This window comes from Rothia sp. L_38, assembly GCF_050689125.1.
In the GTDB taxonomy this organism is placed as follows: Bacteria; Actinomycetota; Actinomycetes; order Actinomycetales; family Micrococcaceae; genus Rothia.
On sequence record NZ_JBOEQD010000006.1, the window covers coordinates 88,947 to 103,878 of the forward strand.

The following is a 14,932-nucleotide window of genomic DNA, read 5'->3' on the forward strand; positions in this document are numbered from 1 at the left end:
CTGGCGCCCGGTGGAGATTCCAGCATAAGAGCGGGAGAAGAGACTGGCGATAGTGTTTTTGCAATGTGAGACTGTGTGTCTCGTATGTGAAGAGAAACTGCTGGGGTGGGCCTCCTAGGGCGGGGTACTTAATTTGCCTGTCAAAAAATAGTACACAGATTCGAGACAAATGGGAATATTTGTTCTAAAGTTGTGGGTAAGAAATATTCAAGGCAAGCGATAGTAGACAAGTGTTTCAAGTCTGTACTTAAAGGGCTTTGAGCACCTCGGTGTTGCGGTTCACTCCCACCGTCTTCCCGACTACTATGTAAGTGGAGCGCAGACCCGCGCACCCAGGTATCACAACGGAGTGACATCCGCCCAGCGAAAGGCAAACCCTTGCTCACGAACGATCGTTCAGCCCACTGGTCCGGTAGCGAAGACTGGATCAACGAATACTACCGTCACAGCTCAGCTGATGAGCTTGAAGGTTTGAGTGACCAGCAGCTTACCAGCCTTGCCCAGGCGCACCGAGCCCTGGCAGAGCAGCGGGAAGCCGGTGAAGCCCTGATCTCGGTGAGCAATGACGACGCTGGCAGCACTCTCTACATCGTTGTAGACGACACCAGCTTCTTAGTCTCATCTATTACCGCCCAAATCGCCGCAAACTGGGGCGGTATCTCGGGTCTTATCCACCCCACCTTCGTTGTAGAGCGCGACCAGAGCGGCCGCCTGGTCAATATCACCGGCACCGGCTTTAAGCAGCCCGTAGCAAGCGGTGACACCGTCTCTATGCCCATTCTGCGTGATGCTGCCACCGGCAACATCGGTGCTGGGGCCACCATTGAGTCGTGGATTGCCGTCCGCCTCACCTCCCGCGTTGAGGGCGAAGACGTTACCCATCTTGAGCAGGAAATCCGTTCCATTCTGATTGACGTGCGCCGAGCTGCCCGTGACAACGACGCCATGGCAGCCCGCACCCTTGACATCGCCGAAAAACTGGGTGAACTGGCAGATGTAACCCTGGGTGGCGCTGCCCACTACACCGGCTCCATCAACTCTGACGCCGACCCCATGACCCGCATCGAATCGGTCCAGGAATTCCTGCGCTGGCTTACCCGCGGCAACTTCCTCTTCATGGGCATCAAGGAACGCGACCTTTCAGGCCGCTCCGGCGACCTGCTGCTAACCGACCGTGACGGATCTGGCCTGGGTATTCTTGCCGATACCGGAGAAGGTGACCCCATCGTCCTCACCGGCCTGGGCCTCGAAAACGCACGTGATCCCAAGCCCCTCTACATCACCAAGGCCAACTCTCGCTCCACCGTGCACCGCCACGAGTACCTGGACTACATCGGCGTGCGCGACTTTGACCGCTCCGGCAAGATTGTGGGCGAATACGTCATTCTGGGTCTCTTCTCCCGCCAGGCATACTCTCTGCCCGCCGTTGAAACCCCCATCGTGCGTGAGCGCGTAGCTATTATGCGCCGCCACCTGGGCTACCAGCCGGGCTCCCACTCCGACAAGACCCTTGCCGGCATTATCGAGGACTACCCCCGTCTCGAACTTCTCCACGCCGACCTGCAGGAACTGACCGACACCTTCCGCGGCATCATGGGTCTGGAAGAGCGCCGCACCACCCGCCTCTTCCTGCGTCCGGACGCCTTCGGCCGCTTCGTCTCCGCCACCGTCTTCCTGCCGCGCGACCGCTACAACACTCACGTACGTCAGCGCCTTGAGGCTGTCTTCCACGAGTTCATCGACATTGAAAGCCTAGACTTCGAGGTCTACCTCTCCACCTCGTCTCTGGCTCGTATTTTCTTCCGCCTGCGCCTGGCAACCCCCAATATCATTCCGGCTCTGGACTCCAAAGCGATCGAGCGCCGCCTGCAAGAAGCTACCCGCTCCTGGGGCGAGGCAACCGCCGCTGCCGTTGAGACAGCAGCCGCAGGCGAGGGTCTGAGTGCCGAGGACGGCCGTGCAGCTGCCTCAGCCTGGTCTGAGGCTGTGCCCATGACCTACCGCGCCGACTACGAGGTAGAAAACGCCGTTGAAGATATCAACATTTTCGAATCTCTCAGCGACGAGCAGCCGGCCGCCATTCGTATGGGGGAGCGCCAGGGCCGTACCCGCATCAAGACCTACCTGGCTAGCGCCCACACCCTTACCGAGCTGCTACCCGTGATGCAGAACATGGGCCTAGTCGTTATCGATCAGAAGCCCTACGACATCACCCCGGCAGACGGCCGTAGCTTCTCCCTCTACGACTTCGGTGTTGAACTGCCCGAAGGCATCGAAGCGGAGAAGGTCGCTGCCCTCTACGAGGACGCCCTCAACGCCTACCTGCTGGGCAAGCGCGAGTCCGACAGCCTCGACCGCCTGATTCTGGCAGAAGGTCTGACCTGGGAGCAGGTCCGCGTACTGCGCGCCTACACCCACTACCTGGTGCAGTTGGGCCAGGTCTACTCGGCCGAGTTCATGTCTGACACCCTTCTGGCCTACCCGCAGGCAACCGGCCTGCTGGCGCGCTACTTCGAGGTCAGCTTCGACCCCGACGTTCAGTTCGAAAGCGACGAGCAGCGCGAGGACGCTCGTGAGCAGGTCTGGCGCGAACTGGGCAGTGTGCTCGACGCCATCCCCACCCTCGACGTCGACCGCTTCATGCGCTCCCTAGCCGCCGTCATGAAGGCGACCCTGCGCACCAACGCCTACCTGGACCGTCCTGCCCTTGCCCTCAAGGTGGCACCCGGCCAGATTGACTTTGCGCCCCTGCCCCGCCCCACCTTCGAAATCTTCGTCTACTCACCCCGCGTTGAGGGCGTGCACCTGCGCTTCGGCTCCGTTGCCCGCGGTGGCCTGCGCTGGTCTGACCGCCGCGAAGACTTCCGCACCGAGGTGCTCGGTCTAGTCAAGGCGCAGATGGTCAAGAACGCCGTCATTATCCCCACCGGCGCCAAGGGCGGCTTCTACCCCAAGCAGCTCCCCAACCCGGCCCTCGACCGAGACGCCTGGATCACCGAAGGTCGCGAGTCCTACAAGGTCTTCATCGCCTCCCTGCTCGACGTCACCGACAACCTGGCTATCGAAGCTGACGGTAGCGAAACCGTCGTGCACAACCCCCGCGTTATCGCCCGCGACGGCGACGACTACTACCTGGTTGTAGCTGCCGACAAGGGCACCGCATCCTTCTCAGACACCGCGAACGCCATCAGCGCAGACTATGGCTTCTGGCTGGGTGATGCCTTCGCCTCCGGCGGCTCTGTCGGCTACGACCACAAGGCCATGGGTATTACCGCCCGCGGCGCCTGGGAATCCGTCAAGCGCCACTTCGCTGAGCTGGGCATCGACTGCCAGACCGAAGAATTCACCGCCGTCGGCATCGGCGACATGAGCGGTGACGTCTTCGGTAACGGCCTCATGCGCTCCCGCGCCACCCGCCTGGTCGCAGCATTCGACCACCGTGACATCTTCCTGGACCCCAACCCCAAGGCCGATGTTGCCTTCGACGAGCGTGTACGCCTCTATAACCTGCCCCGCTCCTCCTGGCAGGACTACAACCCCGAGCTCATCTCAGCCGGTGGTGGCGTCTACTCGCGCGGCGCTAAGTCCATCCCGATCTCTGAGCAGGTACGTCAGGCCCTGGGCCTCGACGAAGGCGTCACCGAAATGGCCCCGCCCGAACTGCTCTCCGCCATCCTCAAGGCCCCCGTCGACCTGCTCTACAACGGCGGTATCGGCACCTACGTCAAGGGCTTCACCGAAACTCACGCCGCCGTAGGCGACAAGGCCAACGACGCCATCCGCGTCAACGGCCGCGACCTGCGCGCTCGCATCGTGGGCGAAGGTGGCAACCTGGGCTTCACCCAGCTGGGTCGTATCGAAGCTGCCCGCGCCGGCATCCTCATCAATACCGACGCCATCGATAACTCCGCCGGTGTAGAGACCTCAGACCGCGAGGTCAACATCAAGATTCTGGTAGACCGCCTGGTCACCGCCGGCGAGCTCTCTGCCGAAGAACGCGCAGGGTTCATCGAAGCCCAGCGCGAGGACGTCGGCGCCCAGGTACTGCTCACCAACGTTGAGCAGAACGTGCTGCTGCAGGCCGAGCGCCACGGTGTGGTGCCCGGTGTTGAGGCCTACATCCGTTTGATTCACGACCTGGAAGAGAACGCCGGCCTCAACCGCGAGGTGGAATTCCTGCCCACCGACGAGGAAATCCGCGAACGCTACGAAGCCACCGGTGAAACCCTTAACGGGCCTGAGCTGGCTGTTCTCGCAGCCTACGTGAAGATTCACCTCACCGCAGAGCTCGAGAAGACCGACCTGGCAGATGACCCCTACCTGGCCCGTGTGCTCACCGAGTACTTCCCGCCCGCTCTGGTTGAACGCTTCGGCGAGCACCTAGAATCGCACCCCCTGCGCAAGCAGATTATCTGCACCCGCGTAGCCAACGAGATGGTCAACCTGGGCGGTATCACCCACGTCTTCCGTGCGGTGGAAGAAACCGGTGTGGGGGTAGACGCCCTGGCACGAGCCTTCTACGTTTCACGTGAAACATTTGGCATTGGCAACTCTGCACGGTTGCATCGTGAGCTCCCTGCTTCCGTTCCTCTGGAAGGCTGGCAGGCCGTCATCAAGGACTGGCAGCGTGTGCTCGACCGCCTGGCCCGCTGGTTTGCAGCCGAACGCTCAGTCGTCGTGGGCACCCCTATCGCCGAGATGATCGAGCGCTTTAAGCCCGTTGCCGAGCTGATCCCCTCACTCAAGGACTACTTCGCGGACGATACCCGCGCCCGCGTCCGCGCCATGCGCGACCAGGCAGAAGCCTGGGGTCTGCCCGAGGAACTCATCGTCAACTGGATCCGTGAGTTTGAAGCCTTCGCCCTCATGGACGTAGTGCGTATCGCAGAAGCCAACGGCCTCTCCACCGAGCAGGTTGCCCGCGTCTACTACTCGGTCTACGACCGCTTCCAGGTTGACCTGCTACTGACCACCATCTCTAAGCTGCCTCGTAACGACCGCTGGGAGACCCTGGCCCGTTCATCCCTGCGCGATGACCTCTACGAGATTGCTGCTTCCCTGGCGCTCAACGTCGTCCAGGAGGTTGGCGAGGGCGTGGCCGCCGGAACCGAGAGCGGCGATACCGCGGTAGCCCGCTGGGTAGAGAACCACCCCGTCCGTATGGGCCGCGTGGACTCCATGCTGGCGGAGATTCAGGACGCCGCACCCGGCGCCGACGGCCGCCCCCGCCTGGCCGTCCTGCAGGTAGCCCTGCGCACCCTGCGCGGCGCGGTTAGCTAGACCTCGGTTTATACACAGCAGCCCGCCTCTCTCTTAAATCCTGCGACTGATTAGCAGGAACTTAAGAGGGCCGGGGCGGGCTTCTTTGTCTCAGTGGTATTTCTCGGGTCTACCTTTCTTAAATAGGCAATATTCTGCCGTTTTGCGGGATAGTGGCCTAGAATTATAGATAAATTGAGTGTATCGGCGAGATTTTGCCGGTTGGGAGATGCTGTGGAGCTAGGAAAAGTTGTGCGTGCCTATCGTAAAAAACTCAAAATGTCGCAGGAAGAGTTGGCTGCACTCAGTGGTATTTCTGAACGCACTCTACGTGATTTGGAGAAAGGGCGTTTGAGTGTCTCTTTGGAGAAAGCTGTAGCTGTTGCTGATGTACTGGGTCTGAAAATTCAGGTGATTGAGGCATGAGCGAACTCAAAGCTGATGTGTACAAGCAAGATACTCTTGCCGGGCACTTTTTCAGAACACCTCATACTACTGAGTTTCGTTATTCTGCTGATAAATATGAAGTCATAGCCTTGCGGTTAGCGCAGGCGAAAGACTTTTCTCGATTTTGGACAGGAACTTGGGGTGCGTCCTGCCGCAACCGCCCTCTTACTACGTAAGATGCTTCATGAAACAGAGGAGCTTGTTGAAGGGGCGACGGGTCTTCCTTTTGACTCTGCTCGCCGTAAGCAGCTAGTCAAAATTCTGAAGAACCGTCGCCTATCTCTATCGGCAGGGCTCTAAGCTGGCTTAACAGGCACCCAAACCTGCATCTGGAAATCGTCAGCTGACGGGTCACCCGGCCCATATGCCTCAAAGACCGGGCCGTTGGGCTTAAAACCTGACGCGGGTAGGAAGGTGCCCATCAGGTGGTCCACCCCGGCCATAGTACTCATGGGCACCGGGCCTTCAACGGTCGTCACCGCGAACTCACCGCCGTCCACCTTAAGGGCATTGAGACCCAGAGCCTGCGCGGTTTCCAGGTTCTCCACCAGAATCCCCGCCATGTAGTCGAACTCGCCCACCGCGTTCATACCAACAATCACCCCGATAGAATGCACCTCGGGCATGGTAACCCCCCGCGCCTCGGCATGGGCGGTCAGCTTTTTCCAGAGCTCGCCAATACCGGCACCCTGCTTCACGGTCTCGCGGAAGCCCGCAATAAAGAACTCATCCTTGTGCTCTATGCGCGCACCAATCATCGACTACTCCTTAGAAAAATGTGTGTCGGCTCTATTTTAGTGGCTACAGCCGCAACCACAGCCGCACGAGGCACCCTGCGAAGCGGGTGCAGAATCATGGCCACCCATTAGGTTGACCCGGTTGCCAATGTCGGGCCCTCCGGCAGGCTTGGGATTTACCCCTGCCAGGACGGCCGCAAATCCAGCTGGCTCGGCGGCAGGAACCGTGGCGGGGTCGTCCGTGCCACCGGTACCGCAGGCGGCTGCAGCTGCGTTAACCTTGGGCTGTTTGACCTCACCAAAGCGGGAGAAACGGCGCAGCTGCTCAGCAGTGGGGTACATGTAGGACACCTTGACTAGACCCTCTACCAGCAAGATGGGTAGAACCTCAGCACCGGCCATAGCAAGCTGATCGGCCACCGGCTCACAGTCGGTAAAGGCAGACGGGTAGGAGTCGGTGGAGTAGACGGCAATATCAAGACCCTCATCAAGCAGCTCCTGGGCTTCAGCAAGGAAGGCCTCGCGCTGGGTATCACCAGGATCGTCCGGGTTTTCGCCGATAGCGGGGATAAAAACTTCCAGGGGGGTGCTCCCCAGGGTGTCGCGAGGTGAGCGTGCCACTACTACTCCGTTCGTTGATTCGTGTGCTCTACCAAGCCTACGCCCGCTGGGGCTCGCAGAAAAGGTCAGGCAGCGCACCCCGGTTACGGGTGCGCCGCCTGTTGTGCCTTATCAGCAAGCTCTCAGTGGCCTAGTCGCCGATAAAGAACTTGCGCAGGGCTGAACGCAGGCTGCGGTCGTCCTGCTTCTGCTCGTCCTCTTCTGCCGGGGGCTGAGGCTCCACCTGCGCAGATGCTAGCGAAACCTTCTTGGCCCGGGCCGCGATGCTGGGCACAGCATCGGTATCAGTGCTCCGATACTCCTTGCGCTCCTCGGGGGTGCCAAAAGCCAGGGTGCCGATGGTATTAGCGATATTTTTCTGCTCGGGGGAGGCCGGGACGCGGGCTACACCCGGGTCTATATCGCGGATATCCTGAGCCTTCTCACCGGTGGTGACGGGCAGGTCATTGGGGAAAGCCGCTGCTGCGTAGGCACTTGCCGCCCGGCTGAGGGGGCTGGATGCGCCCTCGTCGGTAGAGCCCTGACCGTCTGCTGTGGGGGCCGCAGGTTCTCCATCGGCGCGGACGCCCGCCTCGCCCTGCTCTTCAGCGGACGGCACCGGGGAGGCTTCAGAGTCGGGGGTGGCGGACGGCGCGGGGGCAGGCTCGTCTGCCTCCTGGGTTGCGAAGAGGTTCGAAGCGTTTTCTGAGGTCGTAGTGGACTTAATAACCACCGGCGCCGCGGGAGCGATGACCGGCTCAGAATCATCCATCTGAGCGGGAGTCGGTACTGCTTCAGAAGCAGGTGCTTCGTCACCCTTGGCGGGTCCTGGGGCCACGGCGGGCTCAGGCTCTGCTGCTGATTCGGGGTCAACCTCAGCCAGAACCGCACGGTAGCGAGCCTCAGTGGGAGCTAAAGTCCAGCCCAGGAAACCGGGGAGCGCGATAGGCTCAACGGTGCCTACCCAGGCGATGGTTTGCGCTAGAGGTGATGCTCCTGCTGAAGTCTGGGGGCCAGTGGGTGCGGCTGCGACGGGAGAGCTGCTCGTGGCGTCCTGGCCTACCAGCTCGCCGGTCACAAAATCTGCCAATGACAGGGCAACCTGCACTGGCACTGACGCCTCACCCCGCTTGCGCGCAATGACCTGCCCCACGGTGCCCTGGGAGCCGGGAGCTAAATCAATGGCGTAGAGGTGGCTGGGGGAGTTGGCAATTTCAAGCCAGAGGCTGTGGTTCAGGACGGCTTGGACGGTGCCGTCCGTCTTTTCCGGTGCCTTCCAGGGGGCAGAATCCAGGGTGGACGCCCCAAAATCGGCCTGAGGGGTAGAGGCAATGACCTTCTGCCCGGCAACTTCGGCAACCACGCCGTTGCGTACCAGAGCCCGATAGAACTTGAGCTCGGGGGTGAAGGTGAACCCGCGCTGCTTCTCTTCGGCGGTGACCTCAGCGGGAGAATAACCAGAGTTATGCCCGCGGGCGAGTAAGGCGGAGCGCAGGCGTAGTCCATTATTTGAGACAGTGGCCCCTGGGTCTTCGACGGGTGTGTCGATGTGTTCAGTTTCATGTTTAGATGTAGGAGAGAGAGGCATCTGCTTGACGATGACCTGGCCACCTGGCGATGAGTTGATACGCACGTTATAGGAACCTTCGAAGGTTCCACTGCGAGCCAGTTCGTAGATGGCGACGGTGGCTGAGCGGGCATAATCAGCTGGAGGTGGGGCGCCTAAAGAGCCCGTGATGGCACAAGCAACACTATCTAGCGTGGTGTTGTGTACGGTAAAACGGACCTCCAGGGGCTGCTGATGGGCCTCTGAATGCCACTGGGTAAGGTGTGCGAGAGCTAAAAGATGCGGGGGGAGCTCGGAGTGCGAATCAAAACTCATAGACTCTATTTTTGCACGCCTTGGCGGGTGGGGGAGATAAGGCGTGCGTGGCTGGTGGGTTGAGAATAATGGGGTGGGCAGATGATGGGGCGGCTGTATTAATTTTTGGGGAGCATATGCAAGAGTGCGTATGTTTTAAAAATACAGGTTCTGGCTAGTGTTAATAGGTATTTGGGGTGATCGGGTTTTCTCTGTGGCACTCAGGTCTAGACAGGCGAAAATTTCTTCCAGTTTTTTGTCGCCGCAGTACGGCCAGGGTGCTACCATGAAAAAGATTTTTATTACTTTTAGGGGAAATTAAAAACATGACTCACACACTGTCGCGCCGTAACGTGGTCAAGGGTGGCGCATGGGCCGCTCCTGTTGTTGTAGCCACTGCCGCCGTTCCTGCCTACGCAGCTTCTTTTACCTGCCCTGGCGTTGAGCCCTCTATCTCTCATGCTGTCGACTCATCTGGCAACAACGTCACCGTCACTGTCTCTTACAACTTTGCTGATGCAGCTAGCTACCAGCAGGTTATTGTAACCTCTGGCAGTGGCGACCCCATGACTCTGGCAGGTGCCGTTGGCGGCGCTACCTTGAACCAGACTGGTGATGTCCTGACGATTAACCACGATGGCTCTGCTTCACTGGCCTTTACCGTGACCATTACTATTCCGACAGATCAGGTTGATATTGCTACTGGTACTGAGGTTTCCTTTATCTATGCCATTAATGGTGACTGCACTACTTCTACCACCTACCTCATTCCTGCGGATGTTTCTGCTCAGACACCGCCTTCGGAAAATCCTGAGCGTCAGTAAGTAGGAATTCACTTTGCTTGTGTCGTTGGGCAAGCAGAGTATGAAAATCTTTCTCGAGTGGGCAGCCCATATGGGCTGCCCACTTTTGTCTTCTGACTTTGTTTCTTTACTGGCGGGGTCCTAGAGTTGCACTCAGCCCTGTCAGCAGGGCTGATAGACCGATGGTGAAGGCTTCGTCCTGGGGTGTCTCCCCCAGCGCCTCGTAGGCTTCCGCCATGGTGGGACGCTCGGCCGCATGATCACCGGGGTCGAAGATGTCCACCGGTGCATGTATATCCGTTGCTGCCCCCAGAAGAAAAGCCTCAATAGCCTCCACGGTCAGCAGTGCTTGTCGTGGGCTCATGCCAAAGTCTGTAAAGGCAGAAGTTACTCGCTCATACATGGCCAAGGTGGCAGGGGCTTTGCGTACCGGTGTCACCGCCAGTGTCATGACCACCGCCGGCGCTACCGAAAAAGCCTGCCGGTAAGACCGGGCCCACTGCTCTGTAGCCTCAAGCCAGAGTGCCCTAGCGCCTAGGGTGCTCACCCCTCCGCTGCGCACCCGCTCGGCAGCGTCCTGAAGTGCCTGCGTATCAATTCCCTGCGCCACCTGGTCTGAAATGGCAGCCAGTACCTCATCGCGTGAGGTTACATGGTTATACAGAGAGGATGGCGCCACCCCAAGTGCCCGCGCCAGCTTTGCCATGGTGAAATCACCTTCTGTAGCCATGAGCTTCTGGGCGGTTTCAGTGATCTTGTCCGAGGTAAGTAAGGACGCACTGGGGCGCCCGGCATTGCGCGGTGAGGTGGGAGCAGGGGTCATGCATATAACGGTAGCACTGCGCCTAGGGGTGGGATTGATAGGGGAGAAAAGTGCCCGGCTTATATATTTTCGTAAGGTACTTCACAGGTCTTAGGGTTCAAGCTACACTAAAACGAACAGTATTCGTTTAGTGTAGCTAGCGCTGCAGAAAGGCTGGGCACCATGGCTCCCCAGGAAATCACCCGCGATGTCGTCATTATCGGCGCAGGCCCCTCGGGCCTTACCGCTGCCTACCGCCTGCAGCAGGCTGGGCACTCCGTTGCCGTCCTCGAAGCCCGCCACCGTGTGGGTGGTCGCACCTGGAACGGCGACCTCGACGGCGCCTTTATTGAAATCGGCGGCCAGTGGGTCTCGCCCGACCAGACCGCCCTCAAAGCCCTGCTCAAAGAGCTCGGTCTCAAAACTTTCTCCCGCTATCGCGAGGGTGACTCCATCTATAAAACCCTAGATGGTCAGGTTAAACGCTACTCCGGCGACATCTTCCCTGTCGATGAGGGTACTAAGGCAGAAATGCTACGCCTGATTGACATGATGGACGAGATTGTCGCCGAAGTGGGGGCTGAAGCCCCCTGGGCCCACCCCCGTGCTAAAGAGCTTGACTCTGTGAGCTTCCGCGAATGGCTCAAGACCAAGACCGACAGCCAAGAGGCCCTCAACAATATCTCCCTCTTTATCGCCGGTGCCATGCTGACGAAGCCCTCCCACGCCTTCTCAGCCCTGCAGGCTATCCTCATGGCGGCCTCCGCGGGTTCTTTCTCCAACCTGGTGGACGAAAACTTCATTCTCGATCAGCGCGTGCTCGGTGGCATGCAGAAGGTCTCTCTCACCCTGGCTGAAAAAATTGGGGAAGAGAATGTTATCCTGGGCCACCCCGTACGTGTGCTGCGCTGGCAGGAGGAGGGGGATTACCCCGTCCTGGCCGAAGCTGAAGACTTCACCGAGGACGGCGTCGCCAACCCCGACGGGGCCGTGAAGGTTCGTGCCAAGTACGCCATCATGGCCGTCCCGCCCAACCTCTACTCCCGCGTCTCCTATGTACCTGCCCTGGATCGCCGCCAGCACCAGATGCACCAGCACCAGTCGCTGGGCCTGGTTATCAAGGTGCACGCTGTCTACGACCGCCCCTTCTGGCGCGAGAAGGGTCTGTCTGGCACCTCCTTCGCCTGTGACAACCTGGTGCAGGAAATCTACGACAACACCAACTACGATCCGGCTACTGGCCAGGAAGAAGAGCGCGGCACCCTGGTTGGCTTTGTCTCTGACGAAAAGGCTGACCGCATGTTCACTCTCTCAGCTGAGGAACGCAAGCGTGCCATCCTTGAATCCATGGCAGAGATGCTGGGTGAAGAGACCCTGAACCCCATCCGCTACTACGAATCCGACTGGGGAGCTGAAGAGTGGACTCGCGGCGCCTACGCCGCCAGCTTCGACCTGGGCGGCCTCTCTCGCTACGGTGCCTACCAGTCAGACCCTGTTGGCCCCATCCATTGGTCCTGCTCCGACCTGGCGGCTGAAGGCTACCAGCATGTTGACGGCGCGGTTCGTATGGGTGAAAAAACTGCCGCTATGATTAGCGAAAAACTCAAGGGATAAAACATGCGTTACGTTGTCGGCTATTCTCCCTCGTCCCGGGGGCGGGACGCGCTCAATCTGGCAGTTGCTCTCGCCTCATCGCTGGGTGCTGAGCTCGATGTGGTCTATGTGCTCAAGCAGCAAAACCCGCGCCTAGCTGCCCCGCGTTCTAACTTCGGAGCCATGCTTCAGGAGCAGGCTGTGGGGTGGCTTGAGGAGGCCCAGCAGTGGGTGCCCACCAGCCTCAAGGCTCGTTTCCACCTGCGACAGGCGGAGTCTACCGCAGCCGGGTTGATGGAGTTCGCTGGAGCTATTGGGGCTGGTGCCATCATTGTGGGTGGCGCTAAGACCGGTGGCTGGCTCTTCCACTCCATCGGCTCGGTAGGTAACGCCCTGCTGCACCGGGCTTCAGTACCTGTGATTCTTGCGCCCCACAACTACGATGCGGAAACCCATATCACCCAGATTGACTGTGCGGTTTCCCCCGATATCGACTCGATTGGCCTGGTGGAAGAAGCTGTGGCTACCTGCAACCGCACCGGCCTTGCGGTGCGCCTGGTGTCCCTCATCGAGGACGCCGCCGCTGATGGGGCTGCGGCCCGTGAAGCTGAGGAGGGCGTACGGGACCTGCTGGAGCAGTCCTCCCTGGCGCCCGAGCGTCCGGACCTCATCACCGTTGCTGTTGGGCACGGAGCTAGTGTGCCTGATGCAGTGGAGTCAGTGAACTGGTCTGCTGGGTCCGTGCTCATGGCCGGGTCGTCTAAGCTGGCCCAGCGCGGCGAGCTTTTCTTGAGCTCTAACACCGCCAAGATCCTCACTCGCCTGCCGATTCCGCTGGTGGTTGTTCCTCGTGATTATTCGCCAGGACGCCGCGGTTCGGCTCAGGAGCCCTGGACCGGCTCAATTCCCGTAGTGGGCCGCTAGATTCTCATAGGTGTGCGTGCGTCGCACTGCTCGATACCTACCCGCTGGGGGTGTTGAGCGGTGCGACGCATGTTTCGTTCTGGGCTGCTTCTCTGTAAAAACTTCGTTACGCACTTCACAAGAATCACTTAAGGTTGTAGTGTAACTAACTAAACGAATGGTGTTCGTTTTCTTGTTCTGCTTGCAACCTCTGAAGGTGATAGTGAAAAGGAGTCAGCGATGACCCAACCCCCAGCTACCTCGGGAGCCCACCCCCACGGCTCTGTCGACGTCAGTGCCGCCAACAAAAAAGGCCTCTCATCGGGCAACGTCACCCTGTTCTCATCCATCATCATCGGTATCTCCGTTGTAGCTCCCGCCTACTCCCTCTCAGGTGCCCTCGGCCCCGTCGCTGCCGAAGCCGGCATCTACATGCCCGCCATGTTCCTTATTGGCTTCATCCCCATGCTCCTGGTCGCCATCGGCTACCGCGAACTCAACGCCACCATGCCCGATGCAGGAACCACTTTCACCTGGACCACCAAAGCCTTTGGCCCCTACGTCGGCTGGATGGCCGGTTGGGCCCTGCTGGTTGCCACCATCCTGGTGCTCTCCAATCTGGCCGGTATTGCCGTCGATTTCTTCTACCTCTTCCTCTCCCAGGCCCTGGGTAACCCCGACATCGCAGACCTTGCCGCTAACAACCTGGTCAATATTGCAACCTTCCTCGCCTTCATGGCCTTCGGTTGCTACATCACCTACCGTGGCCTGGACGCCACCCAGAAACTCCAGACCGTCCTCATCATCTTCCAGCTGATCGTCCTGGCTCTCTTCTCTGCCGTAGCCCTCTACAAGGCCGCCACCGGCACCGGCTTTGCCAACCTCAGCTTCAGCTTCGAATGGTTCAACCCCTTCGGCATCGACTCCTTCTCAACCCTGGCAGCCTCTATGTCCCTGGTCTTCTTCCTCTACTGGGGCTGGGACGCCGTGCTCACCATGAACGAAGAAACCGAAGGTAAACACACCACCAGCGGCACCGCAGCCGTCGGCACCATCCTGACCATCGTCGTCCTCTACCTCTTCCTCTCCATCGGCACCCTCTCCTTCGCCGGTACCAGCGAGGACGGCCTCGGCCTGGGCAATCCCGACAATCAAGAAAATATTTTCGCCGCCCTCTCCGGCCCCGTCCTCGGTTCCCTGGGCATCCTCATGTCTATCGCCGTCATGGTCGCAGCGCTCGCCTCCCTGCAGTCCACCGCCGTCTCTCCTGCCCGCACCCTGCTGGCCATGGGCTACTACCGAGCCCTGGGCCCCAAGTTTGCCCGCCTGTCTCCCAAGTACCAGGCTCCCTCCTATGCCACCATCGCCTCCTGCCTGATTGCTAGTGTCTTCTACGTAGCCATGCGTTTTATCTCAACCTCGGTGCTTTGGGATACCATCGCCGCTCTCAGCCTCATGGTCTGCCTCTACTACGGGGTGACCGCCTTCGCCTGCGTCTGGTACTTCCGCAAGACCTCCCTCAAGAGCGGTGCCCGTAACCTCTTCAACCAGTTCATTTTGCCCCTCATCGGCGGCATGATTCTGGTGGTCTTCTTCGCCCAGACCTTCGTTGACTCCATGGATCCGGCCTACGGTTCCGGCTCAGAAATCGGCGGTATTGGCCTGGTCTTTATCCTCTCTCTGGTGCTCCTGGCTCTGGGATTTGCGGTCATGTTCTACCAGCGTTTCAAGCGTCCCGACTTCTTCGCAGGCAGGGTACCCATGGATGTTGAGCACATGCTTGACCTGCCCGAATAACCGCCCTGTCGGGCGCGGGCGTCCGCCCCGGGGCGTGTGAGACAGGCTACCTGCCTGGCGGGTAGGGGGCGTAAGATAAGCAGAAGGATGGGCCTGATGGTGTGCCCATCACACAGATAGTTCACGAAAG

Annotated in this window: 11 protein-coding genes; 7 read left to right on the forward strand and 4 right to left on the reverse strand. The window is 59.8% G+C overall.

Going from position 1 to position 14,932, the window contains the following annotated elements:
* Window positions 1-378 precede the first annotated feature (378 nt).
* The 3 genes from ACRCJM_RS06125 (at window position 379) to ACRCJM_RS06135 (ending at window position 5,882) form a co-directional block, all read left to right on the forward strand.
* A complete protein-coding gene (locus ACRCJM_RS06125; protein WP_431464206.1) occupies window positions 379-5,280 on the forward strand; it encodes an NAD-glutamate dehydrogenase in 4,902 nt (1,633 codons plus the stop codon).
* Window positions 5,281-5,493: 213 nt separating this feature from the next.
* Window positions 5,494-5,685 (forward strand): helix-turn-helix transcriptional regulator, encoded by a 192-nt coding sequence (locus ACRCJM_RS06130; RefSeq protein ID WP_237196053.1) that lies wholly within the window; start codon window positions 5,494-5,496, stop codon window positions 5,683-5,685.
* A complete protein-coding gene (locus ACRCJM_RS06135; protein ID WP_431464207.1) occupies window positions 5,682-5,882 on the forward strand; it encodes a hypothetical protein in 201 nt (66 codons plus the stop codon). The genes ACRCJM_RS06130 and ACRCJM_RS06135 overlap by 4 nt, the downstream gene beginning before the upstream one ends.
* Before the next feature lie 120 nt (window positions 5,883-6,002).
* On the opposite strand, the gene ACRCJM_RS06140 is transcribed toward ACRCJM_RS06135, so the two are convergent.
* The 3 genes from ACRCJM_RS06140 to ACRCJM_RS06150 all read right to left on the reverse strand — a co-directional run bounded on the left by ACRCJM_RS06140 (window position 6,003) and on the right by ACRCJM_RS06150 (window position 8,925).
* Window positions 6,003-6,464: a GyrI-like domain-containing protein gene (locus tag ACRCJM_RS06140; RefSeq protein ID WP_431464208.1), complete on the reverse strand. Its 462-nt coding sequence runs from the start codon at window positions 6,462-6,464 to the stop codon at window positions 6,003-6,005.
* Window positions 6,465-6,500: 36 nt separating this feature from the next.
* Window positions 6,501-7,064, reverse strand: a complete 564-nt coding sequence (locus ACRCJM_RS06145; protein ID WP_431464209.1) for an arsenic metallochaperone ArsD family protein — start codon at window positions 7,062-7,064, stop codon at window positions 6,501-6,503.
* A gap of 130 nt (window positions 7,065-7,194) precedes the next feature.
* Window positions 7,195-8,925: a hypothetical protein gene (locus tag ACRCJM_RS06150; RefSeq protein ID WP_431464210.1), complete on the reverse strand. Its 1,731-nt coding sequence runs from the start codon at window positions 8,923-8,925 to the stop codon at window positions 7,195-7,197.
* 305 nt (window positions 8,926-9,230) lie between these two features.
* Between ACRCJM_RS06150 and ACRCJM_RS06155 the strand changes: the two genes are divergently transcribed.
* Window positions 9,231-9,728 carry a hypothetical protein gene (locus tag ACRCJM_RS06155; protein ID WP_431464211.1) on the forward strand — a complete coding sequence of 166 codons (498 nt, stop codon included), beginning with the start codon at window positions 9,231-9,233 and terminating at the stop codon, window positions 9,726-9,728.
* Window positions 9,729-9,834: 106 nt separating this feature from the next.
* On the opposite strand, the gene ACRCJM_RS06160 is transcribed toward ACRCJM_RS06155, so the two are convergent.
* Window positions 9,835-10,530 (reverse strand): TetR/AcrR family transcriptional regulator, encoded by a 696-nt coding sequence (locus tag ACRCJM_RS06160; RefSeq protein WP_431464212.1) that lies wholly within the window; start codon window positions 10,528-10,530, stop codon window positions 9,835-9,837.
* A gap of 162 nt (window positions 10,531-10,692) precedes the next feature.
* Here ACRCJM_RS06160 and ACRCJM_RS06165 point away from each other — a divergent pair, with 162 nt between their 5' ends.
* The 3 genes from ACRCJM_RS06165 (at window position 10,693) to ACRCJM_RS06175 (ending at window position 14,802) form a co-directional block, all read left to right on the forward strand.
* Window positions 10,693-12,123 (forward strand): flavin monoamine oxidase family protein, encoded by a 1,431-nt coding sequence (locus tag ACRCJM_RS06165; RefSeq protein WP_431464213.1) that lies wholly within the window; start codon window positions 10,693-10,695, stop codon window positions 12,121-12,123.
* A gap of 3 nt (window positions 12,124-12,126) precedes the next feature.
* Window positions 12,127-13,026, forward strand: a complete 900-nt coding sequence (locus tag ACRCJM_RS06170; RefSeq protein ID WP_431464214.1) for a universal stress protein — start codon at window positions 12,127-12,129, stop codon at window positions 13,024-13,026.
* 219 nt (window positions 13,027-13,245) lie between these two features.
* Window positions 13,246-14,802 carry an APC family permease gene (locus ACRCJM_RS06175; RefSeq protein ID WP_431464215.1) on the forward strand — a complete coding sequence of 519 codons (1,557 nt, stop codon included), beginning with the start codon at window positions 13,246-13,248 and terminating at the stop codon, window positions 14,800-14,802.
* Window positions 14,803-14,932: the final 130 nt, after the last annotated feature.